Here is a 24,634-nt window from a genome sequence, read left to right on the forward strand (position 1 = left end):
CATCGCTCTCATTCGGGATCCTCGTCAATCCGGTCGACCAGCCCGTCGCGCATGTGCAGGCGGTACCGTGCGTAATTCGCCAGGTTGGGCTCGTGCGTGACCATGATGATCGTCTTGCCCTGCTGGTTCAGCTCCTTGAGCAGTTGCATGATCTGTTCGCCGGTGGCGCTATCGAGGTTACCAGTCGGCTCGTCGGCCAGCAGGATCGCGGGGTTGGCCGCCAGCGCGCGGGCAAACGCGACGCGCTGCTGCTGGCCGCCCGAGAGCTCCGACGGGCGGTGGTTCAGCCGGTCCGCCAGGCCGACGCGCTCGGCCATCTCCTCCGCGCGCTGCGCGCTCGCGCCCGCCTCCCAGTCCAGGTAATACAGCGGCAACTCGATGTTCTCGCGGACCGTCAGTTGCGGGATCAGGTTGAAGCTCTGGAAGATGAACCCGAGGTGCCGCAGGCGCAATTCGCTCAGGGCGTTGTCGTCCAACTCGGCCACGTCGTGGCCCTCGAGCACGTAGCGCCCGGACGTCGGCCGGTCGAGACAGCCCAGCAGGTTCAGCAGGGTACTCTTGCCGGAGCCGCTCGGGCCCATGATGGCCCAGAAGCTCCCGGCCTCGAACGCGAGCGTGACGCCGGCCAGGGCGCGCACCTCCGTCGTGCCGACCTGGTAGATCTTGGTCACGTTCTCCACTCGGACCAGCCCCGTCTCGGCGCCCGTGCCCGTGGTCATCCCTGCGCTGCGCGCGGTCATGAGCGTTGCTCGGAACCACCGGGCGGCTCACCCGGTGGACCACCCGGCCGGCCGGCCGGTTGGTCACCAGCGGGCTCGCTCGGCGGAGCACCACCTTCCTCGCCGGTTTGCCGGCCGGAGCGCCGTTCGCGCATCCGCTGCATGAACTCTTCCCGCTCCTCGGGCGTCATGTTCTCCATGCGGCGCCGCAGCTCGGCCGACCGCTCCCCCGACGGCTGATCGCCGCCGCGGCGCCCGCGCCCGCGGGGCTGGCCCTCGGCGGCAGGCACCTCTCCCGACGGGTCCGCTGTCGGCGCGAAGCCGGGCTGCGAGCCGGGCACGCCCGTCAGCGCTCCAGATTGTCCGTTCGCGCCGTTGGCCGGCGGCAACGCGGCCGCTGGCAGCGCGGCCGCAAACGGCGCAGCGCTCGCGCCCAGAGGCGGCGCCAGGCTCACCACCTCACCCGCAGTGAGCCCGGACGCGATGTGGATCATGCTGCTGTTGTCCAGGCCGGCGTCGACTTCGCGGGGGACAAATTGGTTGCCGCTGCGCACATAGACCGTCGGCTTTCCCGCCTCGCGGATGACCGCCTGCACCGGGATGTAGAAAGCGTCTTCGAATGTCTGGACGATGATCTCCGCCCGACAACTCATGCCCGTGCGCAGCTCGGGGTTCGCCCCCAGCAGGTCCACCCGCGTGGCGTAGACCTTGCGGTCGGCGTTCATGAACATGCTCTGAGCATCCGGCAGCGGCGCGATGGAACGGACGCGCCCGGCGAAGCTCTTGCCGGCCAGCGCGTCGACGGTCACCTGCACCGGCTGGCCGGGCTGGACCTTGCCGAGGCTCGATTCGTGGATCATCAGCTCGGCCATCATGGCGTCGGTGGAGGGCAGGTAGATCAGCTCCTGCCGCTCGCGCACCGTCTGGCCCTCTTCCAGCGGCTGGGTCATGCCCGGGCGCGACTGCCGCGACGACGTCGCGTACACCACCAGCCCCGCGCGTGGCGCGATGATCTTGCTCTTCTCGATCAACTCGTCGATCTTGGCCAGCTTGACCTGCTGCTGCCGGAACTCGGCTTCCTTCGCCTTGAGCTGGGCCTCCGCCTGCACGATATCCGCGTTGCCCTTCAGCCGCGTGCGATCGAGCGCCAATTTGGTCTGTTCCACATCGCTTTCGAGCTGCCGCCGCTGGCGCTCGTGCGTGTACTGCTCCAGCAGGTCCTTGGCGGCCAGCGCGAGCTCGTAGTCCAGCCTGGCGCGCTCGTAGGTCAGCCGGTCGGCTTCGTACTCCGTCCCGGAGAGATATTTCTCGTCGCAGAGGCGCTTCGACCAATCCATCTTGTCCTTGGCGCGGTTCAGTTCCTCGTTCGCGATCGTGATTTTCGAGGTCGCCTCGCGATGCTGCTGCTGGTACTCGCCCTCCATGTACTTCTTCAGGTCCTGCACGGCGAATTCGGCCGCCAGTTCCGCCTTGGAGATATCCCCGGCGGTCTGGTTTTTCACGATCGACAGGTTTTCGCTCGCCTGAATGTACGCCGCCTGGGCGTTGTCAACCTGAATCTGCCGCTCGACCCGGTCATCGCGGAGCTTGCTGGCGTCAAGCTCGGCCAGCAACTCACCCTCCTGCACGCGCGTCCCCTCGGGGATCAGGAAAATCAGCGTGGTCTGACCCTCGACCTCGCTCTTCAGCACCACCTGGTCCTGCGACTTGATCGTGCCCGACTCGACGACGCTGATGGTCAGCGGCCCGCGCTGCACCGTGAAGGTCGGCACCGTCGTGGCCGTGCCCGCCAGGCTGGCCGCCCGTGACAGCACCATCGTGCCGGCGACCGCCAGCACGGCGACGCCGCCGAGAATCACCGGCAGCCATCGCCGCCAGCGTGTACCGTTAGTTTTCGGGAGACTCATCTTCCTTGGCCTCATTCTGCGGCAGGTATTCCTGCCAGAGCCCCCGCTCGTTCACCGCGAGCACGCCCAGATCGCGCTGCAGCGCGAGCTCACCGAGGCGGTAGCTGACCAGCGCAGCGGTCAGGGCGTTCTGGGCCGAGATCAGCGCGTCCTGCGCCTCCAGCACGTCGCGAATCTCGGCGCGCCCGGCCTCCAGGAACAGGTTCGTGCTCTCGACGCGCCGGCGGGCCACGGCCACCGCGTCCGTCTGGATGCGCAGTGACTCGCGCGCCTCCAGCAACTGGCTCAGACGGTTGCGGACGTCGAGCTTAACCTGGTCCTCGAACTGCTGCGCCGCGCGCACCGCCTGCTCCAATCCGATCAGGCTCGCACGGTACGTGTTCCGCTCGGCCGTGCGCTCCAGCGGCAGATCCACCGTCAGCAGCGCCGAGTAGGTGCCCTCGTCGGGCCGCAGGATCGCGTCATCCGAGCTCACGCTCGCCAGGGTGCGGCTCGCTCCGGCCGACCCGCGCCCCAGCAGCGTCACGTCGGCCCGCAACTGGTCCGCGGCCACGGCCACGGTGCGCTGCGCATCGTCGATCTGCCCCAGGGCCACGCGCAGGTCGAGCCGGTGGGCGAGCGCGATGGCGACGGCCTCGGCCGGATCGAACTCGTACGGCCCCGCCGCGCCGGTCCCGGGCGGTGTCAACTCGATCGGCGCATCGGCCGCCGGTGCGGTCGCCGCCCCGGCAACCCCCGCTTCGGGCGGGAACGCCTGCTCGGCGCGGGCTGCCAGGCGTTCCAGTTCGCCGTAATCGAGGGTCACATCCGCGTCGGCCGGCAGGCCCAGCGTCACCTTGAACGCATCCAGGCGCCGCTGGTACTGCTCGGTCGCCGCGACCCAGCGCTGCCGGGCACGCAGCTCGTCCTGCCGCGACTGGTCCACCTGGATTTCGGGCAGCCGCCCCGCGTCGGCCAGGCGCCGCGCCCGGCGGGTCGAGGCAATCAGGCTGCGGTAGTTGTCCTCGGCATTGCGCACCTGGTCCCACTGCTGCAGCACGTCGAAATAGTCGGTGGCGACGTCGACGGCGAACGTGTGCTTGAACCGCTCGAACGTGTAGATCGCGTAGACGACATTGCGCTCGGCCTGCGTCAGCGGCTCGGTCACGACGAATTCGCCCGCGCCGCGCAGCAGCGGCAGCGAGATGCTGACATCCGCATAAAGCCCGCGCGAGTACAGCCGGTCCTGGGTCATCAGCGAGACCAGGTCCACGCCGAGTGCCCCGGTAAAACTCAAGCCGTTTTTCAACCGTTGCGAGAACTCCAGCACGCCGTCGTTCTCGAACCCCGACACCGTCTGCAGGTCGGTGTGCCCCTTGTCATCGAGGGCCACCGTCCGTTCCAGGTTGGACTGGAACAGGCTCGTCAGGACGCCCGACCACGTCTGGCGAAATGCGTCGCGCTCCAGGTCGAGCTGCAGTGCCGTGCGGAACACGGTTTCCTTCTGGCTCTGGTACTCGCGGCTCTCATGGGCGGCGATCTGCAGGACGTCGGTCAGCTTCAGTTTCAGCGGCGCGTTTGACGGCAGCGACGCGATGAACTCGTCCGTGGTGCCCTGCGGCTGCAGGTAGGCCTTGTCCGGCCACTGCGGAATCGGCGCGATGTCCTGCGCGCCAAGTGAGGCGGTTGTGGCACGCGGCAGTTGCTGATCGAGCAGCAGCCGGCGTCGCAGCGCCTCGACCGGGCGCTCGACCGTGAAAGGCTCGGTGCGTCCCAGCGCCTGGGCCTGCGTCTGCGCGATGGCCCGGTACGCGACCCGATCCGCGTCGCGGCGATGGAACTCGGCCGTGCAGCCGCAGGCCCACAACGCGGCGCTGCCGAGGCAGATCAGCCGCGCCAGGCGGGTGCCGGGCGGTCGCGCGGCGACGGTGGAACAGCGCGGGCTTGCAGGGTGTAGTCGTTTCATCACGCTTGTAGGCAACCAGGGGTGGGGCGCGCTTCGGGCGGTGATCATCAGTTCCCGGCCAGGTACTGCGCCAGGGCCTCCACCAGCGAGTCGACCGCGGCCTGCAGCGCGGCCCGCGTCGTCTCGGTCACGACGAGATCTTGGTCGATCGGGCACCCCCCGCTCGCCAACCACAAGGTCCCGGCCAGCATCCAAACGGCCCAGCGCCGGCACGACCGTCCAGCCATCCGAAAGTTCACATTCAGACTCCCACATGCTTGCCGCCGTACTGTGCGGCCGGCGCGCGGACTTGCGCTCCACTGTGGCTGTCCACCGACACGCTGGCGGCACCCCTATTGTGGCCGCATGGACGGCAAGCGCTCAAGAGCGCCGGCGGGAGCGTTGCCACTTCGGAGCCCAGATTTACACATTCTTACGCGCAGCACACCACGCTGCTTCGCGTGCTGGTAACGGGCTGTCTGTACCGGGCGCGCCGCCGTCGCCGCGACCAGATCGGTTCGCAGACTGTCGTGCACTCCGGTCGTGTCCCGTTGTCCCCCTCCGAAAAGCATGCGGGCACGGCGAACCGTGCCCGCGCGTTCACGCCAGTTCTATCGGCGGTCTTTCAGTCGGCGGCACGCACGCGAATCAGCGCATGCCCGCGTAACGGCGGCTCACCCGCCGCTTCAAGCCGCACCAGCCGAGGATGGACAGCGGGAGCCAGCCCAGGGTCCCTGCGCCACAGGCGCCGGCACCACAGCCGCACGCGCTCGGGATGAAATCATCGCCGCCGTCGTTGGGGTCATTGGGGTCATCGATGTCGTTGGGGTCTTCGATGTCGTTCGGATCTCCGATGTCATTCGGATCTCCGATGTCATTCGGGTCTTCAATGTCGTTGGGGTCTTCGACGTCGTTCGGGTCTTCGATGTTATTCGGATCCTCGATGTCATTCGGATCTTCAATGTCGTTGGGATCCTCGACATCGTTGGGGTCCGATGGCTCCAGCGCCGCCAGGAAATTCCGCGGGCCGATGTTCTCCGTAACGGCTTCGAAAGTCGTGCTTGCGGGCGTGAACGTGTAGCCGGACTTGCTGGGCGTCACGGTCCCGGACCAGTCGCGCAGCACGTAAGTCTGGTAGTAGCCGTCCGCATCCGTGCTGATGTCCAGCGGAAAACCGCTCAATTCCACATCGGCAATGCCCACGCCGTCCGCGTCGCGGACGAAACCGAAGACCGAGAACACGGCCTGCAGCGCCTCATAGTTCTGATTGGTTTGATCCACGAACAACAGGGCGTATTCACGACTCTCCGGCTCGAACACGAAGTTGACATCGGTCGGGGTCACTGTGCCGGTGAACCCCGCCGGCACCGTGACTGAGTAGTACCCTTGGTTGTTCGTCAGCGTGTTGTCCGGCAAGCCCGTCACCTTCATCAGGATGGCGGCGGCGGGTGTCCCGTCTTCCAACAGCACCCGGCCTGAGATGACTACGGCCAAGGCCGGGGACGCCGTGACGGCGAGTAGCACTACGGACAAGATTCCACACATCAGTTGCGTTTGCGTTCTCTGATTCATTCCGGGACTCGCTTGGACCGTGATCGGGGGTTCAGCCCTCTCCGGCCCTCATGTTGGATTTCCAGTCACCCTTGCCCGACCCGACCGTCGGGCCGTACGAACTCGCCAACTTTGCCTACAGCCCCGTGCAGACCCCTTCGCCGGGGTTGGTCCCCGACGTTGGGCGCCGGTCCGGGCTGCGGATCCTCGAATCGCCTCAAATGCGTCCGCCCATTCTACCCCGGGAGGTCAACCAGTCCAAGTGGCCCCGAACCGGCCCGCAGCACTGACTCGTCCGCCGCGTCGCGCGCTATCCGTCACCGCTTCCGTACCGCGGACCGCGGCACACCCCGCGAGCCTGAACGCGGCCCCGCCCCGCACCCGAAAGCTCACCGCGTGACGAAAAAAAAGGCGCGGCGAACGCCTTACGGCGCCCGCCGCACCCAAAACTCATGTTGCAGTCGCGTGCCGGTCTACGCCGGGAACTACGCCTCGCGACGACGCAGGCTGATCAGCAGCCCGCCGGCAACCAGGAGCACCATCGACGCGGGCTCAGGGATGGCCGACGAGGTGAACGACGCGGTCCACGTGGCCAGATCGCCCACTTGGGCGTCGTTGGCGAAGCTGAACGCGAAGCGATCCTGGCCGAACGGCTGCGTCGGCTGCGCGGGATCGTAGAAAACCACGTTCTGCAGGGCCAGATCACTCGCCCCGAACCCGATGTCCGGCGCCAGCGAGGCCGACTGGAACGTGATCCGGAAGACCAGGACGCTGGACGCGTCGAAGAACTCAATCGTCCCGCCGCTCAGCGAGTAGTAACCAGGCACGATCTGCGTCGCCGAGAGCGTGGTCATCGTAAAAGTGGCATCCGGGATGTCGCCCGTCAGCGGCAGGCCCGGCGTCAGCAAGTCCAGATTAAGGCCGGTCCAGCCACCCTGGAACTGGGCGCCGTCGAAGGTGAACAGCGGCGTCGAGGCGTCATCCGCGGGATCGGCGAACGTCACCATCGTCAACGTCTGGGCCATGGCGGCCGGCAGAATAAGCGCGATGAGACCCACGAGTACAGCGCGGCGTGTCGACTGCATGAGTGTGTGCTCCTTTCGTTATGAGCCATACCCGGAGGTGAAGTTGCACCCCAGGGCGCGGACTCTCCACTGCTCCAAGCCCCGGTGTTTCGACACCCGACTTGGCGCGTCTTGCCCTGCTCCCTCAATGTCTGCAATGGAACAGTGCTCTACCCTACGTTTAGGCCCCCCACTTTCAGGAGGTCAAGTTACGGCGCCTGCGAGGGCCGGATTTGCACTAAACGTCCGAAAATAACATGTTCTTGGCGCTCCAAGTTGAACTCATGCGCCGTGCGCGCCTCATTTTCTCAACGGTGGCAACCAGCGGGCGCTGCCGCGCATAGCCATCCGGGTGCGCTTCCATCCGCCACTGCGGGCAGCCGTGAATCCCCCGCGCCGGACCAGAAGGAAGTAACCCGGGCCGCCTCCAGTCAAACCTGAACCCCCGCCTTCCGATCATCGCTTGCCGCGGCACGGAAGCGGGACCGGTCAACCCCCACCCCCCATCAGCCGATGGCCCAGACCCGCAGCGCGTCCAGCAACGGTCGACGCTTCGCACGCTCAAAGTCGAAGCCGTACGCGCGCATCTCTTCCAGCGCCTGCTCCAGCGCCCAGCCGCACGCGCGGATCCGATAAGCGGCGCACAGAATCCCCGTGCGATGAAAACCCTGCTCGCAATGCACCAGCACCGGCCGCCGGGTCGGCTCCGCCACCAGCGTCAGAAACCGCTCGAACACATCCGCCGGCGGCGTCGCCGCGTCCGAGAACGGCATGTGCTCCAAGTGAATCCCCGCGGCCGCACAGTATACCTGCTCCTTGCGAAACCAGCGCCCGCGCAGCGGATGTCGCGTCCCGCCCCGCGCACACACCACGGTTCGCAGGCCATGCTCAACGCGGATCTGCTCCAGCTCGCGCACCCGCGGCTGCCCACAGCGCATCAGCACCCCCGGCTCCACCACCGCGAAATGGCACAACCCGTCGTACCGGCTGCCGATCAGCCCGGCCAGCCATAGACGCCACTGGTGCGGGTCAGACAGCCCGGAGCGCGTGCGCGGCGGCGGGCCGGCCATCAGTCTGCATCCATCCGCGTGCCCAGTGGCTCGCCGAGCACGACCCGCCGCAGCGTCCCATGCTTGTACAGATTGAACACGACGACGGGCAGGTTGTACTGCTGGCACATCTCGGTTGCACTGATGTCCATGACCCGCAACCGACCGTCGATGACCTGGTCGTATGAAACGTGCGTATACAGCGTTGCGTTCGGGTTGCGGGCCGGATCATCGTCGTACACGCCATCCACTTTCGTCGCCTTCAGCAGCACGTCGGCTTTCAGCTCGATCGCCCGCATGGCCGCGCATGAATCCGTTGTCACGTGCGGGTTGCCGGTGCCCGCCGCGAGAATCACGATCCGCCCGTCCTCGAAATGCCGCAGGCAGTGGTGCCGGTCGTACGGCTCACCGACGCGGCTGATCGTCAGAGCGCTCTGGATGCGGGCCGAGAAGCCCAGCCGCTCGAACGCGTCGTGCAGCGCCAGGGCGTTCAACACCGTGCCCAGCATGCCCATGTAGTCGGCGGTCGCCCGGTCGATGCCAAGCTCGTCGGCAAAGCGCGAGCCGCGCAGAAAGTTGCCGCCCCCGCAGACCACCCCAACCTGCACCCCCAGCGCCGCGACCTCGCCGATCTCTGCCGCGATCCGGTCCAGCGGGGCCCGGTGCACACCAAACCCGCCCGGCGGGCAAAAGCCCTCGCCGCTGATCTTCAGAATCACACGCCGGTAGCAGGGGTTTTGCGCGGTCATGGCTGGCAACATCCTCCGTCCGGGATCGCTGTGCGGGCGATGATACGGCGGCGGCGCGCGTTCGGCCAGTCGCCGTAGGCAGGGCCGGGCCGCTGACAAGCCGGCCGATTTCGGGTAAGACGGGCACCGTGAAACCCAGCACCGCCGACCCCGCGCCGCACCTGACCTATGCCGCCGCCGGTGTCGATCTCGACGCCGCCGACCGCATGGAAGACCTCATCGGCCCGCTCGTCCGCCGGACGTACGGCCCGCGCGTGCTGCCCAGCCACGGCGCCTTTGGCGGCCTGTTCCGGCTGGACTACGACGAGCGCCTGTTCGCGCGCAAGTTTCGCGACCCGGTGCTGGTCGGCTGCACCGACGGCGTGGGCAGCAAGCTGCTCGTGGCCATCCAGGCCCGCCGGTATAACACGGTCGGCATCGATCTGGTCGCGATGAACGTCAACGACCTGCTGTGCTGCGGGGCGGAGCCGCTCTTCTTCCTCGATTACGTCGCCGTCCACAAGCTCAAGCCCGAGTTCGTGGCGGAGATCGTCGCCGGCGTGGTCGCCGGCTGCGAGCTGGCGGGCTGCGCGCTGCTCGGCGGCGAGACCGCCGAGATGCCCGACCTGTACCGCAAGCGCCATTTCGACCTCGCCGGTTTCGCGGTCGGCGTCGTCGAGCGCAGCCGCATGTTGGTGCGCGAAAACGTCCGGCCGGGCGACCATCTCGTCGGCCTGCTTTCGAGTGGCCTGCATTCCAATGGCTACGCCCTGGCGCGCAAGCTGCTCTTGCACGATGCGCGGCTGCCGCTCATGCAGCCGGCCCGCGCCCTCGGCGAGCCCCTGGTCGACGCCCTGCTGCGGCCGACGCGCATCTACGTCCGTCCCGTGCTCGACGCCTTGCGGCACTATCAGCAGCGCCCGCTCATCACCGGCATGGCCCACATCACCGGCGGCGGGCTCCCCGGCAACGTGCCGCGCATGCTGTCCGACGACTGCGACGCCATCATCCGCCGCGGATCGTGGCCCGTCCCACCGGTCTTCGGTCTGCTCGAACACCTCGGCGTGGCCGAGGAGGAAATGTACCGCGTCTTCAACATGGGGATCGGCTACGTGCTGGCGGTCCGGCCCAAGTCGGTGGAGGCCGTCGTCCGGCGGCTTACCAAGTCGGGCGAGCAGGCTGCCGTGATCGGTCGCGTGCGAAAGGGCACGGGCCGGGTGGAGATCGTCTGAATGCGGCGCAGCGGGCTTCTCATCAGCAGCATCGTCCTCGCACTGAGCGGATGCGTCGCGACCAAGCCGCGCCCGCCCGTCGAATTTCAGAGCGAGCCGTGGACGTTCGCGCAAGTCCCGGGCTTCAAGCTGACCTCGGCGCACTATGTTGTTCACACGACGCTGCGCGATCCGGTGCTGCGAGAGGCGCTGCCCGGTTTCGTCGAGGCGGCCTACGAGAACTACACGCGCCTCGTGCCGCCGGCCCGCACGCCGCCGGAGCGCATGCAGGTCTTCCTGTTCGCCGGCCGCCACCAGTGGGAGGCATTCACGCGCCGCTTCACCGGCCCGCGTGCCAGCACGTTCCTCCAGGTCCGCAACGGCGGCTACTCCGAGCGCGGCGTATCCGTCATCCAGTACGTGTCGCACGAGGTGACGTTCCCGCTGTTCGCGCACGAGGGCTTTCATCAATATCTATACAAATGTGTGCCGACGCCGGTGCCGCCCTGGGTACACGAGGGCCTGGCCGTCTGCTGTGAAGGGCAGCGCTGGGATGATCACGGCATCCGGGAATTCGATCCCTGGTACAACCCGTCGCGCCGCAACGAACTGGCCGCGGCCCTGATCGGCGACTACCTGCACCCGCTGCGCCGCCTGTTGGAGACCGACGCCGGGCACATCATCTCCGGCAGCAACCGGTCCGTGGGCGCCTACTACGGGCAGGTCTGGGCGCTGGTGCTGTTTCTGCGCGAGGGTGAGGGCGGCAAGTATGCCGCCGGGTTCCAGCGCCTGTTGGCCAGCCTGTCCGCAGCCGACACGGAACAAAGCGCCCGTGCGGCGCACATCTGGTCGGACCAGCGCGATTTCAACTACGGGCGCGATCTGTTCTGCAACTTCATCAGCGCCGACCTGGAGACGGTCGAGCGCGAGTACGTCGCCTTCATGCGCGCGCGCTTTCTCGGCCCGGGTTGACGGGCCGGCTCAGGAGAGCTTCCGATGTCCGAGACTCCCGCCATCATTCAGTTCGACGACTTCCTCAAGCTGGACCTGCGCGTTGCCACGGTGCTCCAGGCGGAGCCCCATCCGGCGGCCGACAAGCTGCTGGTCCTCCAGGTGGACTTGGGTACCGAGCAGCGCCAGATCATCGCTGGCATCCGCGGCTATTACGAGCCCGCCGCGCTGGTTGGCAAGCAGATCATCGTCGTGGCGAACCTGGCGCCGCGCAAGATGCGCGGCCTGGACAGCAACGGCATGCTGCTCGCCGCGACCAGCCCCGACCACACGCAGGTCATCCTGCTGACCACCGAACGGCCAATCGCCGCCGGCGCGCGCGTGTCCTGACCAATGCGGCTCAGTTGCTCTGCGGCTCGACCGTGTAGCTGGTCTCCAGCGAGCTGCCGGCCGGGTTGAACGTGAACCGCACGATGTCGCCGCAGCGCACGTTCAGGTCCTCCTGCAGCACGATCTGCTGGCCCTCGCCCAGCGGCGCGTTCAGGTCATCCCCATACAGCCCGCCGGCCGTCGCGATGTAGACTCCCGCGCCGCAGTTCACGCTCAGTGTGGCCTCTTTGCCGGCCTCGACCAGCCCCAGCCCGGCGAACCCGAAGTCGGTCCGCTTGTTAGCCGACGTGAAGAGCTGGCCGAGCCCGCCACTGATCGCGCCGACATAGATCTCCGGGTCCAGCGGCTTGGTCGTCCCGTTGTAGAGCTTGATCGTGATCGTCGACGGCTGCGGCGGGGGATTATCGTCGGGCCCGAACTGAATGGTGCAGCCGGCCGCGGCCAGCGCCAGCACCACCCCCACCAACCGAACAGCACCCATGGTCTGTCTGACGCACATCCGGGGCTCCTTTGCTCGATTTCAACCCACGCGGCATGGTAGCATGTGTCGTCGGGCCACGAAAGGAACGCGAGCATGAGCGCGGAACGCCGCGAGTCCACATCGTTACTGATCACCCGCATCGGCACCCTGGCCGTTGTGCCGCCGGGACCGCTGCCCGGCCCGCGCATGGGCCAGATCACCATGATCCCCAACGCCGCCCTCCTGGTGCGCGATGGACGCATCGCCTGGTTCGGACCCGCCCGCGACGCCCCGCTCGACGAAGGCGCCATGCAGCTTTCCGCCGGCGGCGGCTGCGTCATCCCCGGCCTGATCGATCCCCACACGCACATCCCGTTCGTCGGTGACCGCAGCGGCGAGTTCGTCCGGCGCTTGGCCGGCGAATCCTACCTGTCCATCATGGAGTCCGGCGGCGGCATCCGCAGCACGTGCCGCGCCGTCCGCAACGCCAGCCTGGATGAGCTCGTCTCCGCCAATCTGCCGCGCCTGCACCGCATGCTCGAGAACGGCGTGACGCGCATCGAATGTAAGAGCGGCTACGGCCTGTCGCCTGAGCACGAGCTGAAGCAGCTCGAAGCCATCCGGGAGCTTGGCCGCCAGCAGCCAATCGAGCTCGAAGCCACCTACCTCGGGGCCCACGCGCTCCCGGATGACTTCGACGGTCGGCCCGATGAGTTCATCGAGACCATCGCCAGCCCGCAACTGTTCGCCGAGATCGCGCGCCGCGGCCTCGCGCGCTTCTGCGACGTCTTCTGCGATCGCGGGGCCTTCGACGCGGCGCAGGCCCGCCGGGTGCTGGAGCGCGCCGCGGCGGCCGGTCTGCGGCCGAAGCTGCATGCCGACGAGCTGGCCCAGATCGGCGCCACGCGCCTGGCCGGCGAGCTGCGTGCGGTCTCGGCTGACCATCTGGAGCACATCGATGACGCCGGCATCGCGGCGCTGTTGGCCACGGGGGCCGTCGCGGTCGTCCTGCCCGGCACGTCGTTCTACCTCGGTATCCCGCATTGCGACGCCCGCCGGCTGATCGCGGCCGGGTTACCCGTCGCGCTGGCGACCGACTTCAATCCCGGCTCCTGCATGATCGAGTCGTTGCCCTGGATCATGAACATCGCCTGCTGCCAGTTGCGGATGACGCCCAACGAAGTGCTGACCGCCTGCACGGCGAACGCGGCCACGGCACTCGACGTCCACCGCCATGCGGGCGCTATTGAAATCGGCTTCGTGGCTGACCTGACGATCCTGGACGTTCCCTCGCTGGAAGCGTGGTTCTACACGCCCGGCCGCCCGCGCGTGCGTGGCGTGGTCAAGTCCGGGCACATCGTCTATCGCCGCCCTGAGCACTACCTGTAATCACGGTCCGCCGGGCGTGGGAGTTCCACGGAAGTCGCGCCCACCAGTGCCAGCCAATTCATCCGCCGCACCAGCCAGTTCTCGCCGCTGCCCGGCACCGGCCGGAGCAGGCGCCGGCGCAGCGCGCCGTGCAGGCAATGCAGGATGCGCGGCTCCGGATGAAACCGGCACCGCGCCGTGACGCAGTGCGACTCGAAGACCAGCTCGAACACGGACGCCATCGTCACCTCGAAGCGGTCCCCGCTGGAGACTTCCAGAACGTCCGGCTGCCCGCTGCGGTGCCAGCCCACGTGCGGCAGGTACAACGCGGAGCGCAGAATGGCCAGCAGCGGCGAGGCGTGGCTCACGACGACTGCCGCGATCTCCGGGCCACGTAGCCATCGCACCAGCCAGCGCGTCAGGCGGCTGGCAACATCGTACAGGCGCTCCGTGCGATGCCACTCCCGCAGGTCGCCGGCCAGTCGCACTGGCACATGCAGCGTCCCGCCGATGCACTCGGCCGTCTGCCGCGTGCGGGCCAGCGGCGACGCGTAGATCGCCTCGGCCGCGGAATCCGCGAGCACGGCGGCGGCCTGCGCGGCCTGCTCCCACCCGGTTGGCGACAACGGCGGTCCGGGCAGCTCGTCGCCCGGCTGCCGGCAGCGATAGTCCGGCAGTCCATGCCGGACCAGCCACAACCGTCGCACAGTGCTCACGGGCCGGATCCCTCCGCGCCGGGGGCTGAGCCGGGCGCGCGGGCCCTGGACAGCAGCCCGACACCGCGGCGCAATCGTGCCTTCACTTTTTCCATGAGCACGAGCGGATTGCTCCGAATCTCATCGGCCGATGGCCGGCCGCCTTCGAGTTCCTTGAGCACCAGCCCCAGCCCCTGGGCCAGATCGCGAAACGCGGCCGGGAGTTGCGCGGAGTAGCCGGGGCCGGGGTCCAGCCGCCAGGTGCCGTCCACCCGCACCAGCCGTGCCCGCCGCGCCGGCAACCGCCCTTCCAGCATGTAGGCGACGTCAGCGACATCGCCGTCCACGGCTTCATCCAGCAGCTCGACACGCCGACTGAACACCCCCAGCCCATCGCCGACATAGAGCGCGAGATCATCCGCGACGTACGCCTGGTCAACCGTCTGCGCTACGCCCAAGCCAACGCGCTCACGCAGCCAATGACACAGCTGCTCGTTGGTGCCCAGGAAATCGTCCACCGCCAGCAGCAGCTCGACCACGTCCGCCCCGTGCGGCGGCGCGATCTGCGCCACCAGCGCGCGATATTGCCGGTCCGCGCGCCGCTTCATCAGGTCCTGTAGCGTCTCGCGCGGCCCGGCGGTGCTCACCGGCACCGCTGCGGCCTCGCGGGTCGGCGGACGCGCGCACCCGTCGCCAAACGGCGCCGCGCACGCCAGCGCAATCCACACGCCGCACCTGCACATGTTTCGGCGCGGATGAGCTCGCATGACACCTGCTGCTAGTGCGGCTTCGCCAGCGGAGCCAGGCGCTCCGGGTGCGAGGCCCGTGCCCGGATCAGATACGCCTCCAGCCAGCCGCGCGTCTTGTCCGGGTGCATCTGGGCGTACAGGATCGCCTCGTGGTCCATTTCGTTGATCCGGTCGTTGGCCGCCCGCAGGGCATCCATGCTGATCTGCAGCGCCGTTTCGACCGGCATGCGCTCCGGGTTGATGTCGATCCCGAAGTACCCCTGGTACCCGTACATCTTCAATGTATAGAGGAACGCCTCCAACTGCTCCGGGCCGATCACGCCCACGTTCAGGTCCTGATCGTAGTTGCCCAGCGGCTGGCTATTGCAGTGCGTGTGCGCCAGGCGCCCTTCCGACAGCGGCCAACTGTACGAGTACGCGAGGTCCTCGTAACCCATGAGCACGTGCCCGATCTCCGGGTTCAGGCAGCACAGCGCATGCCCCTGCTCCAGCAGCTTGCGATTCTCCGCGTGCTTCAGACGCGCCTCGACCATGTGGCCGAGCATGAGCCCCTCCGGCGTCGTGCCGAACAGAATGTGGCCCCGCGGCTCGTACGGCTTCGGCTCGAATGCGATCCGCACGCCCGGCACCGTGTCCAGCGCCTCGGCCAGACCATCCGCAAAACGCGCCCGCATGCTCACGAAATCGACGCCGAACGGATTCTCGTAGCCATCAATGCCCGGCCAGACGATGGCGAAATCGGTGTCCAACCGTTTGTTGAGCGCAAAGGCCCGCTTCGTCCGTTCGATCGCCATCTTGCGCGGCTTCTCCAGCGGGCTCGACAGCGAGCCCCACTCGAAATGATCATCCCAGAACAGCAACGGGATCACGGTAAGCAGCCGGATCCGCGAATCGGCGCAGAACTTCTGCCAAAGGTCGACGTTCTCCTCGTTGATCTCGTTCGGGTAGTGCGCCTCCAGCCCCTGCAACCCGTGGGACGCCAGCGACGCCGCACGCTCGAGACGTTGCTCGATCGACTGCTCATCGCCGTACTTGTCGTGAAAGCGGCTGTTCGGCGGTGAGAAGAACCAGATGCCCGCTGAGAACTTCATCTCAAGTTGAAACGACTGCAGATGCTTGAGCAGTTCCTCGGGGTTTCGGCGAGTGGCTTGCGGACGCAGATCGGCGAGTGCCATCACGGGCCTCCTCAGGGCTGGCAGGATCGCGAGGCCGCGCAGCGCCTCAAGCGCCGCGCGCCGCACGACCTCACACGGGGATTCGCCGTAGCTTCACCCCCACTGCCATTGTGTGTCAAGGAAAAGCCTGCGGCACACCCTGGCTGCGGACGCCGCGGGGTCAACGAACGATCGGCTGGATATTGGCCGATGCGCGAATCCACGCACGGCAGACGGCATCCGAGCCACCGCAGGGGCGGCGCCAAAATCAACACAAATGTTTATAAAGAAATGACTTACGATCAATTCGGCGACCGGCGCGGAGTCCGCTCGGGAACAGGGTCCGAAAAAAATGCGATAGACCGATAAAAAGCGGTTGACACCGGCATACCCGGAAATATACTTCCGGCGCTTCTTTCCCCTCCGGAGAGCACCGGGCCTGCCGCATGGCACTCGGTGCCCTCTTTTTATGCGGACAGAGAATCGGCCTTCCTGACGCCACGAGGGCGTTTCGGCAGTCTGCGAGACTGTATAATTCCTAACTCGATGAGCTCCTGCGGATCCCTTGCGATGTTTATCTGACGCATCATTCGAGCCAATGGGGACTGGATCGATGGCCACACCGATTCCTGAACTCCGCTGTGCCCTCTGCGGGGAACCGATCGACGCCTTGGGCGCATTCTTCCGAACTTCGGGCGACTTTCTGCCGCCCAAGGATCCCCTGGTGCCTTTCTGCAACGCGCCGCTGCACTGGAATTGCTACGCCGACTGGTCCGAACGGCCGCGTTTCGCGCGCCTGTACGTCGAGGCCTGGGCCGCCGCCAATCGCAAGAACCCGTTCTGGTGGCGGATCTTGCACGACGCGGGGGTCTACGTCTCCGCCAACCCGGAGCGCCCGGTCGAGGAGGCGTCGGTGCGCTGCTGGGCCGTCGGCAGTGAGATCCGCGTGCCGCTGCCCAAGTGGACCGCCTGGCTCGCGAATCCGGACGCCGTCACGCCCGGCCTGCAACCGCTCGAGCGCGAAACGCTGGCAGCCGTGCTGCCCACGCTCCGCGCGCGCTTCCCCGATGACCACGCCGTGGTGGACGCGATCGACCCCGCCGAAAAGCGCGGCGGTTCGTCCCAGGCTCGTTCGGCACCCAAGCCTTGAGGCGTCCCATCAGGAAGTCCGGATCACAACGGGTGTCGAACGCTCGCCACCGTGGCGACGTCCAGCCATAAAATAGCTGGGTCGAAAACCGAGCGGCGAGCTCGGCCGCGCCAAGGAGCTAATGATGCTGCGAACTCAGAACGCGGTTGTGCTGTGTTCCCTGATCATCCTGCACCAGGTAGCCGTGACGCGCGCTCAGAGTCCGCCGACGCCGACGGCCAGTGCCCCCGCGCCAGTCAGCACCGAGCGACCCGCACCGCCCGCGTCGCCGCACCCCGGTTGGGAAAAACTCAAACAACTGGCCGGTGAGTGGATCGCCGCCGTCGATGCCGCCGCTGAGAAGGATACATCGGCCGATGCGGTGCTGCCCCTGTGCATCTACCGCGTGACGTCTGCAGGCTCAGTCGTACAGGAGACGCTTTTCCCCGGCACACCCCACGAGATGGTCACGATGTACCACCTCGACGGTCCGGACCTCGTTCTCACACATTACTGCGCACTCGGCAATCAGCCGCGCATGAGGGCTGAGCCGCCGGGCGCGCCGAACAAGCTCGTCTTCAAGTTCGCCGGGGGGACGAACATCGATCCGGCGAAGGATGGGCACATGCACGATCTGACGCTGACGTTCATCGACGCCGACCACGTGCGGGCGGAGTGGGCTTCCTATGCCAAGGGCAGACAGAGTGGCGTGAAGACGTTTGAGATGAAGCGCAAGAAGTAGCCGCGCCGCGCGGGGCCCGCATGTCGGCTGACCCGATGCATCCCGACGACGACGATGACCGGCCGCTCGAGGCCCGGTTGCCGCCGCCGGTGGTCGCGACGCCCAGCGACCTGCGGGGAGAGCCCGCCCAGCCGCTCGTGTGGTGGACGCCAGGTTGGCAGGATCTCGTGCGGCACGTGGGCTATCGGTGGGTCTACCTGCTGCCGGCGGCGGGGCTGCTTTTGCTGCTGGGCGGTGCGGTCATCTTTCCGCCCCTGGCCGGGGTGATGGCGTTACTCGGTGTGAAGCTGCTGATTGTGGTCGGCGCACTGGCCATCACGTTGACAGGGTACGTGATCCGGCGGGCGGTGCGGGCGCGGCGCGAGCCATTCTGCATTCACTGCGGGTACAACCTGTCGGGCTTGCCGGACAACTATCGCTGCCCCGAATGCGGCCGGCCGTATACATGGCGGCTCATCGCGGAATACCGCCGCGACCCGCGCTGGTTCATCGAGCGCTACAAGGCCCGCCAGAAGCTGCCGCCGGCCGGCCCGACGTTACCGGCCGGTCCCAGCGCGAAGCCTCGCCGCCGCGACGGCACGTGACGTGACCCTTACGCAGTCTCCGGCTCAATCACGACCGCTGTGCCGTAGCAGAGCACCTCGGTCGCGCTCGCGCGGCTGGCGATCTCGGACGCATCGTAGCGCAGACCGACAACGGCGTTTGCGCCGAGTGCGACGGCGTGATCGATCAGCAGGTCGTAGGCCTGCTGCCGCGCCTGCTCGCACATCTCCGTGTAAGCCCCGATGCGACCGCCGACAATGGACTTGAGCCCGCCCAGGATGCCCTGCGGGATCGTCGGGGCCCGGACGATGATGCCGCGCACGACGCCCAGGTAGCTCTTGATGCGGTAGCCTTCGATGACGAAGGTCGTCGTAACGGGAATCGACATTGCACGTCCTCCGCGCCACGCCACCCGCGGCTCGTGTGCCAAGCGCAACTATAGCGACGCGTGACCGTGCGTGCGAGTGCCACCGTGCGCAGCGCTGCGCTCGGCCGGCACGAAGCGAAACACGCAATCGAACAGCTTGCCGCCAACGCGCGCCGCCACAGCCTCGTCCTTGAGCACCGCCGACCACAGCGTGTCACACGTGAAGCGGGCGTGGAAGTTGCTCTCGATCGCCCGGCCCATGCCGTGCAGAATGAGCAGGTCGGCATCCGCGCTGGCCGCCACGAACTCCTCCGACAGCGCCGCCAGGTCGATCAACGGCACCGCACTGCCCGTCGCGACCACGCCCAGCCGGCCGCCGGTCAGGGCCGCCTGCAGCGCGCCGTCCAGTGCCGCGCAGCGTTCCAGCAGCGGCACCAGCTCCGCGGCGGTGACGTCGTTCAGCGCCGGCGCGCTGTTCGCCGCCAGCGTCACCCGTGCTCCGGCCTGCACCAGCCACCGCGCCAGCGGCACACAGCCCAGCACGATGTCACTGCCGGCGTTGTCCACGAAGAACACGACGTGCCTGTACGCCGGCGCAGCGCTCCAGCGCCGCCACCACGCCGCCACGTCATCGATTAGCCACGGCCGCGCGGGCTGCGACGCGCGCGCGTGTCCAAACGCCGTCGTGCCAGCACGGTGCCGCTGAATCGTCGCGGCGGATCCCAGGTCAAAGATGTTTCCCGCCATCAGGCCCTGCACCAGCAGTTCCTGGCGCTGGGCCGGCGCGGCCCCGTCCAACTCGGCCAGCACATCCGGCAGCAGCCGCAGCGCCGTGTCATTCTCCCGCTGCTTGACGCCCGCGAACGGATCGTCGAAGCCATAACGACACAGCGCGGCCCGGCGCAGTTCCGTGAAGACCACGATGTCGAGCGGCCCGCCGGGTTGCGTGGTCCCATCCAGCGCCGCATACGCCGCCAGGTAGTCGCGCCGCACGGCCGCCAGGCGCTCCGCCGGCGGCGCATACTCCTCCTGAATCAGTGGAATCAGCACGTCGTCCAGGTGCCAGCGGAAGAGCGCCTGCCATCGCGCGCGGCCCGCCGCATCCGTCGCCAGGTCCCAGTCACAGCGGCGATACCCCGCCGGGTCCGCCAGTTGTCGCAGGTCGGCCATTCGTCCTCCGGGCGGCTGTCATCGCCGTGTCGGGCGCATACAATCTGCCGCATCATGATCGCTCCGGAAGCATATCACAACGTGCGCACCTGGCTGGCAGGCTGCCGGCAGCCATTGCTCTTGACGCATCGGCGGCCCGACGGCGACGCGCTCGGTGCCATGGCGGCCATGACCTATGCGCTGCGCGCCCTCGACCTCAACCCGCGGCCGGCGCTGTACGAGCCGCTCCCGTCACGCTATGCGCTGCTCGCCCGAGACATCTGCTGGCAACTCTGGGCGTCCGAGCGGGCGCGCCTGGTCGCTGAGTGTGACGCCGTGGTGGTCCTCGACACCTGCGCCTGGTCGCAGCTCGAGCCGGTCGCGGACTATCTCCGGACGGCGCCGCGGACGCTGGTAATCGATCACCATCCCACCCGCGACGTGCTCGGGCAGCGCGCCGGCGACCTGCTGTTGTGCGACGAATCCGCCGGCGCCGTGTGCCTCCTGGTCGCTGAGTGGATGGAGACGGTCGGCCTGCCGATCGAACCGCCGACGGCCCGCGCGCTGCTGACGGGGCTGGCGACCGATTGCGGCTGGTTCCGTTTCGCCAATACCGATGCACGCCTGTTGAACATGGCGGCCCGACTCGCCGTCGCCGTTCCTTCGATTAACGACATCTATCGCGCCATCTACGAGCAAGACTCCCCCGGCAAGCTGCGCCTGATCGGGCGGATGCTGCTGTCGCTCGAGCTACTGGCAAACGACAAGCTCGCCGTGCTCAAGCTCCGTCAGGCCGATTTCGCCGCCGCCGGCGCCGACGGCACCATGACGGAGGACATCGTGAACGAAGCCGGGCGCCTGAACGGCATCGAGGCCACCGTGCTGTTCACCGAGGAGCCCGACGGCAGCGTGCGCGTCAACTTCCGCAGCAAGCAGACGCTGGACGTTGCCGCGCTTGCCGCCCAGTTCGGCGGCGGCGGTCACCAGCGCGCCGCGGGCGCCCGCCCGCACGGGTCCTGGGACGAGGTTGTCGCGCGCGTCACCGCCGCGACCGCGGCCGCGCTCCGCACCTAGCCGCCCGGACGGCGCGCGGGCTACAGGTTCTCCAGGATAAAGTTGAGCTGCAGCGTGTCCCAGTGCGCCCCGCCCACGCCGTGCCCGTCGGAGGGGTAGATCATCAGGTCAAACTGCCGGTTCGGCCCCCGCGCCGCCTCGATGAACTGCCAGACGTTCGTCAGGTGCACGTTGTCGTCCACCGCGCCGTGCACCAGCAGCAGCCGCCCGTGCAGCGTCCCCGCCGCCGTCACCGCCGACGACGCCAGATAGCCCTCGATGTTGTGCTCGGGCATGCGCATGAGCCGCTCGGCGTAGACCGAATCGTAGTTGCGCCAATCCAGCAGGGCCGAGCCCGCGATCCCCATCTTGAACATCTGGCTGTGCGTCAGCGCGAACGCCGCCATGAAGCCGCCGTAGCTGTGCCCGACGATCCCGACGCGCGTCAGGTCCGCGCATTCATGCGCGGCCAGCCAGCGCAGGCTCTCTTCCAGGTCGGCCAGCTCCACCACGCCCAGCTTCTGCCACGCGTGCCACGCGCTCACCGCGCCTTCGCCGCCCGCTGAATGGGGATCCACCGCCCAGATGATGTAGCCCTGCTGCGCCAGCCACTGATGAAATGCGTAGTCCCCCGCCTCCCAGCGATTCTCGACCATCGGCATGTGCGGCCCGCCGTACACCAGCGTCAGCACCGGATACTTGCGGCTGCGATTGAAATCCGGCGGCCGCAGGATACACGCGTGCAGATTGTGGCCCGCCGGCGTCGGCACCGTGACCATCTCCGGCGTGCTCAGGCGATACTCGCGCAAGGCCGGCACCTCATTGGCGCTGATGACCCGCTCCAGCTCGCCGTTGGCACGCCGTAGGTGCACCTGCGTCGGCGCCGTGATGCTGCTGAACGTATCGAAGAAGTACCGGAATTGCGGGTCGAAGTTTACGCCATGGCTGAAGCCCGGCGTGGTTAGCCGTTCCAGCCCACTGCCGTTTAGCCGGACACGATACGCGTGCGACTCGACGTGGCTATCGCGCGTGCCGGAAAAATAGACCCAGCCGTTTACTTCATCGACGCCATGCAGCGCGCGGACCTCCCACGCGCCGGACGTCACGCGTCCGAGGAGCGTTCCATCCGCTGCGTAGTGATAGAGATGCGCCCACCCGTCCTGCGTGTTGCGCCAGACAAACGTGCCGTCCTTCAGCCAATGCGGCGGTCCGTAGTACTCCACCCACGCGGGCGAGTTCTCGACCACGAGGGTCTGCGTCGTCCCGGGCTCCACGCCGGCGGCATCCAGGTGCAACCAGCGCTGCTCCCGGTCCTGCACCGCGAACACCACCCGCCCGTCCGGCGACCACGACACGCCGGAGATGAGGATGTCGGTGCCTTCGTACGCCGCGAGATCGACCCAGGTCGTCGCGCCGCCGGTGGTGGGCACGATTCCCAGGCGCACGCGCGGATTCGGGTCCCCCGCCTTCGGATAGCGCAGCTCCTGGACTTTCGGCCGGATGGGCACATAGTCCACCAGCGGGTAGACCGGCACCTCGCTCTCATCGAGCTGCAGGTACGCCAGGTGGCCGCCGTCCTCGGACCACCAGTACGCCCGCCAGTTGCCGCGGCCATACAGCTCTTCCTGGTACACCCAGTCCAGTACGCCGTTGAGCAGCGTGGGGCTGCCATCCTGCGTGAGCTGCTTCTGCTCCGCGGTCGTCGTGTCGATCGTGTACAGGTTGTTGTCACGGACGAAGGCCACGTGCATGTTGTCGGGACTGATCGTCAGCTCGGGGCACTCGCCGGGCTGCTCGGTCAGACGGACCAGCTGGCCGTGGGCGAAGTGATAGGCATACCAGCGCTGGGCGTGCTCCAGCAGCGCCAGGCCGCGGTCAGCGCTGAACTGCGCCGGGTGCCGCGCGCCGCGCGCCGCCGCCCCCGCGTCGAAATCGCCCTGCGCCAGCAATGCCCTCTCCAGCGCGCCAGAGTCGTACGCCGGCTGCGCGGCGTCGCTGACCGCGTCCACCTGCTGCAGCACGTCGTCGCGCCACTCGAGGTAATGCCGCCCGTCGTCGAGCCACGTCAGCCCCCACGCGTGACTCACGTTGAAATCGACCGGGTTCGGCCCGTAGACCGATTCCAGCGTCAGGCGCTTCAGACCGCCGCGCGGCGCTACGCAACCGCTCAGACCGGCGCTCGCCGCCAGGGCCAATACCGCAACGCAGCGCCCCCAGGCTGCCCGTCGAACCGCACTGCTGGCCACGCGCATCTCCTCACACGCCCGCCACCACCCGCCCGGGCGTGCGACGTATCCTACCCGGCGTGCACGCGAACGAAAGCCCGCCCTGCCTGCCGTTGCGTTCCGGCGCCGCTTTTGCTTTCATGCTGGCGCCGCGCGTGGAGCCCTGGATGGACTTCGCCAACACGACTGACCTGGACAGCGCCCGACTCGAGCGGCTCTACACCCGCCACACTTGGCCCTATCGGCACGACCGGCTCACCGTCCGGGTGCGCTGCAGCCGCGGGGCGGCCTTCTCCGGCACGTGCTACTACACCGACGGGCGCATCTTCGTAAACCTCGGCCGGCGAAACACCTATCCGTACGTGCTGAGTACGCAGATCGCCCGCTCGCAGTCGAACCGGACGCACTGGTGGCGCGAGACGTATCGCCTGGTGCTGCCGGACGCGTACCAGCTCGCCCTCTTCGTCTACCTCCACGAGCTGTACCACTTCCTGGTCAAGGCCGCCGGCCACAATCCGCGCCGCAAGGAGGCGATGTGCGACCGCTTCGCCGCGCGGGCGCTCGTGGACGCGTGTGGGGCGCGCGTGCACGACGCGCGCGGCCGGCCGGTCGCCAGGTCCAGTTGGGACTTCCAGGATCTGCACGGCTTCGTGGCGGCGGCGCCCAAGGTGCCCGTGCAGGGCACACTCTTCGGCGGCATCGAGCCGCGCATCATCCCGGTGACCATCTACGGCGTCCGCACCGGCACGCGCCGGCCCGAGCGGCGCCCCTAGCCGCGCTGCCCGCCGCGTTGCGCGCTGTACATCCCGCCGATCGAGGGCCAGAATGCCCAGGTTTGTAAGGCCGGGTGCGCCGCGGAGACGGCGCCGCATGTTCGCTCAAGTGGAGGATCCTGAGATGCTTCGCACGTCATTCGCACTTGTCGTCGGCGCTGCTCTGTGCCTGTCGCTCGCCGGCTGTCAGCAGCCGCGTCTGGATGAGATGATGGTGCAGCCGCCGCGGCCGACTGAGCTCGACCGCCTCAACGCTTTCGTCGGCACGTGGGAAGGCACGTCGGAGATGAAGCTGCTGGGCAGCGGCGAGACCCTGCAGAGCACGGGCACAAGCACTGTCACCTGGGAGGCCAACCAGTGGCTGCTCGTCGAACGTTTCGAAGACACCATGGGGACCGCAGAGACGAAGTACGCCGGCCTCTGCATCTGGTCCTGGGACGCGAGCACCGGCAAGTACCGCCTGGACTTTTTCGACAATTTCGGCGGCGGCGGGTCCGGCACGGCGACGTACGACGAGGCGCAGCAGACCTGGCACATGACCGTCAAGACCAACTATGGCGGCCAGACCGGCTGGAGCGTGGGCACGGCGACGTTCACCGACCCCGACACGATGGAGTGGGAGCACACGCAGTGGGACAGCCTGAAGCTCACGAAGTGCGCGGAGATGAAGGGCACGAGCCGCCGCAAGTAAGCGCGCCGGGGCGCCGCCGCAATCCAGCCGCGCCCGGGACAC

25 protein-coding genes are annotated in these 24,634 nt (G+C 67.8%); 10 read left to right on the forward strand and 15 right to left on the reverse strand.

Features of this window, described 5'->3' with window-relative positions; genetic code table 11:
* Nucleotides 1-8: 8 nt before the first annotated feature.
* The 8 genes from KA383_07000 to KA383_07035 form a co-directional block, all read right to left on the reverse strand.
* Entirely contained in the window at nucleotides 9-719 is a 711-nt protein-coding gene (locus KA383_07000; GenBank protein MBP7745866.1) for an ABC transporter ATP-binding protein, read from the reverse strand.
* A gap of 17 nt (nucleotides 720-736) precedes the next feature.
* Nucleotides 737-2,626, reverse strand: coding sequence for an HlyD family efflux transporter periplasmic adaptor subunit (locus KA383_07005; GenBank protein MBP7745867.1), 1,890 nt, complete (start codon nucleotides 2,624-2,626; stop codon nucleotides 737-739).
* The gene (locus KA383_07010) at nucleotides 2,607-4,571 is read right to left on the reverse strand and encodes a TolC family protein (protein ID MBP7745868.1); all 1,965 of its coding nucleotides are present in this window, start codon (nucleotides 4,569-4,571) and stop codon (nucleotides 2,607-2,609) included. Before KA383_07010 ends, KA383_07005 begins: the two co-directional genes overlap by 20 nt.
* Nucleotides 4,572-4,618: 47 nt before the next feature.
* Complete coding sequence (locus KA383_07015) at nucleotides 4,619-4,798, reverse strand: hypothetical protein (GenBank protein ID MBP7745869.1); 180 nt, start codon at nucleotides 4,796-4,798, stop codon at nucleotides 4,619-4,621.
* Between the two features lie 400 nt (nucleotides 4,799-5,198).
* Nucleotides 5,199-6,083, reverse strand: a complete 885-nt coding sequence (locus KA383_07020; GenBank protein MBP7745870.1) for a hypothetical protein — start codon at nucleotides 6,081-6,083, stop codon at nucleotides 5,199-5,201.
* Between the two features lie 503 nt (nucleotides 6,084-6,586).
* The gene (locus tag KA383_07025) at nucleotides 6,587-7,186 is read right to left on the reverse strand and encodes a PEP-CTERM sorting domain-containing protein (protein ID MBP7745871.1); all 600 of its coding nucleotides are present in this window, start codon (nucleotides 7,184-7,186) and stop codon (nucleotides 6,587-6,589) included.
* Nucleotides 7,187-7,671: 485 nt separating this feature from the next.
* A complete protein-coding gene (locus tag KA383_07030; protein MBP7745872.1) occupies nucleotides 7,672-8,235 on the reverse strand; it encodes a dual specificity protein phosphatase family protein in 564 nt (187 codons plus the stop codon).
* Entirely contained in the window at nucleotides 8,235-8,963 is a 729-nt protein-coding gene (locus KA383_07035; protein ID MBP7745873.1) for a UMP kinase, read from the reverse strand. Before KA383_07035 ends, KA383_07030 begins: the two co-directional genes overlap by 1 nt.
* 206 nt (nucleotides 8,964-9,169) lie before the next feature.
* Between KA383_07035 and KA383_07040 the strand changes: the two genes are divergently transcribed.
* Genes KA383_07040 through metG form a run of 3 tightly spaced genes read left to right on the forward strand, consistent with a single transcriptional unit; the run spans nucleotide 9,170 to nucleotide 11,494 of the window.
* Nucleotides 9,170-10,174 (forward strand): phosphoribosylformylglycinamidine cyclo-ligase, encoded by a 1,005-nt coding sequence (locus tag KA383_07040; GenBank protein ID MBP7745874.1) that lies wholly within the window; start codon nucleotides 9,170-9,172, stop codon nucleotides 10,172-10,174.
* Nucleotides 10,175-11,125 carry a hypothetical protein gene (locus KA383_07045; GenBank protein ID MBP7745875.1) on the forward strand — a complete coding sequence of 317 codons (951 nt, stop codon included), beginning with the start codon at nucleotides 10,175-10,177 and terminating at the stop codon, nucleotides 11,123-11,125.
* A 24-nt stretch (nucleotides 11,126-11,149) separates the two neighbouring features.
* Nucleotides 11,150-11,494 (forward strand): methionine--tRNA ligase subunit beta, encoded by a 345-nt coding sequence (gene metG, locus KA383_07050; GenBank protein MBP7745876.1) that lies wholly within the window; start codon nucleotides 11,150-11,152, stop codon nucleotides 11,492-11,494.
* A 10-nt stretch (nucleotides 11,495-11,504) separates the two neighbouring features.
* Here metG and KA383_07055 read toward each other — a convergent pair whose 3' ends face one another.
* Nucleotides 11,505-11,993, reverse strand: coding sequence for a hypothetical protein (locus tag KA383_07055; GenBank protein ID MBP7745877.1), 489 nt, complete (start codon nucleotides 11,991-11,993; stop codon nucleotides 11,505-11,507).
* A 75-nt stretch (nucleotides 11,994-12,068) separates the two neighbouring features.
* On the opposite strand from KA383_07055, the gene KA383_07060 reads away from it, so the two are divergent.
* Complete coding sequence (locus KA383_07060) at nucleotides 12,069-13,343, forward strand: imidazolonepropionase (protein MBP7745878.1); 1,275 nt, start codon at nucleotides 12,069-12,071, stop codon at nucleotides 13,341-13,343.
* On the opposite strand, the gene KA383_07065 is transcribed toward KA383_07060, so the two are convergent.
* The 3 genes from KA383_07065 to KA383_07075 are packed head-to-tail and all read right to left on the reverse strand — an operon-like array spanning nucleotide 13,334 to nucleotide 15,941.
* Entirely contained in the window at nucleotides 13,334-14,047 is a 714-nt protein-coding gene (locus KA383_07065) for a histidine phosphatase family protein (protein ID MBP7745879.1), read from the reverse strand. The genes KA383_07060 and KA383_07065 overlap by 10 nt on opposite strands.
* A complete protein-coding gene (locus tag KA383_07070; protein MBP7745880.1) occupies nucleotides 14,035-14,745 on the reverse strand; it encodes a hypothetical protein in 711 nt (236 codons plus the stop codon). The genes KA383_07065 and KA383_07070 overlap by 13 nt, the downstream gene beginning before the upstream one ends.
* A 50-nt stretch (nucleotides 14,746-14,795) precedes the next feature.
* Nucleotides 14,796-15,941 carry a TIM barrel protein gene (locus tag KA383_07075; GenBank protein MBP7745881.1) on the reverse strand — a complete coding sequence of 382 codons (1,146 nt, stop codon included), beginning with the start codon at nucleotides 15,939-15,941 and terminating at the stop codon, nucleotides 14,796-14,798.
* Nucleotides 15,942-16,644: 703 nt separating this feature from the next.
* On the opposite strand from KA383_07075, the gene KA383_07080 reads away from it, so the two are divergent.
* From KA383_07080 to KA383_07090, 3 genes are all read left to right on the forward strand, one after another.
* Entirely contained in the window at nucleotides 16,645-17,070 is a 426-nt protein-coding gene (locus tag KA383_07080; GenBank protein ID MBP7745882.1) for a hypothetical protein, read from the forward strand.
* A gap of 124 nt (nucleotides 17,071-17,194) precedes the next feature.
* On the forward strand, nucleotides 17,195-17,791 hold the full coding sequence (locus KA383_07085; protein ID MBP7745883.1) for a hypothetical protein: 597 nt from the start codon (nucleotides 17,195-17,197) through the stop codon (nucleotides 17,789-17,791).
* A 20-nt stretch (nucleotides 17,792-17,811) separates the two neighbouring features.
* A complete protein-coding gene (locus tag KA383_07090; protein ID MBP7745884.1) occupies nucleotides 17,812-18,375 on the forward strand; it encodes a hypothetical protein in 564 nt (187 codons plus the stop codon).
* Nucleotides 18,376-18,383: 8 nt separating this feature from the next.
* Here the strand turns inward: KA383_07090 and KA383_07095 are convergent, their stop codons facing one another.
* Together KA383_07095 and KA383_07100 are read right to left on the reverse strand one after the other, a co-directional pair.
* Nucleotides 18,384-18,722 (reverse strand): YbjQ family protein, encoded by a 339-nt coding sequence (locus KA383_07095; protein MBP7745885.1) that lies wholly within the window; start codon nucleotides 18,720-18,722, stop codon nucleotides 18,384-18,386.
* A gap of 48 nt (nucleotides 18,723-18,770) precedes the next feature.
* A complete protein-coding gene (locus KA383_07100) occupies nucleotides 18,771-19,871 on the reverse strand; it encodes a DUF89 family protein (protein MBP7745886.1) in 1,101 nt (366 codons plus the stop codon).
* Between the two features lie 54 nt (nucleotides 19,872-19,925).
* Here KA383_07100 and KA383_07105 point away from each other — a divergent pair, with 54 nt between their 5' ends.
* The gene (locus tag KA383_07105) at nucleotides 19,926-20,924 is read left to right on the forward strand and encodes a bifunctional oligoribonuclease/PAP phosphatase NrnA (GenBank protein ID MBP7745887.1); all 999 of its coding nucleotides are present in this window, start codon (nucleotides 19,926-19,928) and stop codon (nucleotides 20,922-20,924) included.
* A 20-nt stretch (nucleotides 20,925-20,944) separates the two neighbouring features.
* Here the strand turns inward: KA383_07105 and KA383_07110 are convergent, their stop codons facing one another.
* Nucleotides 20,945-23,149, reverse strand: a complete 2,205-nt coding sequence (locus KA383_07110; protein ID MBP7745888.1) for a S9 family peptidase — start codon at nucleotides 23,147-23,149, stop codon at nucleotides 20,945-20,947.
* 146 nt (nucleotides 23,150-23,295) lie between these two features.
* Here KA383_07110 and KA383_07115 point away from each other — a divergent pair, with 146 nt between their 5' ends.
* Complete coding sequence (locus KA383_07115) at nucleotides 23,296-23,901, forward strand: hypothetical protein (GenBank protein ID MBP7745889.1); 606 nt, start codon at nucleotides 23,296-23,298, stop codon at nucleotides 23,899-23,901.
* A gap of 124 nt (nucleotides 23,902-24,025) precedes the next feature.
* Nucleotides 24,026-24,592, forward strand: a complete 567-nt coding sequence (locus tag KA383_07120) for a hypothetical protein (protein MBP7745890.1) — start codon at nucleotides 24,026-24,028, stop codon at nucleotides 24,590-24,592.
* Nucleotides 24,593-24,634 lie beyond the last annotated feature (42 nt).

The sequence above is a fragment of the Phycisphaerae bacterium genome, from assembly GCA_017999985.1.
Lineage (GTDB): Bacteria > Planctomycetota > Phycisphaerae > UBA1845 > Fen-1342 > JAGNKU01.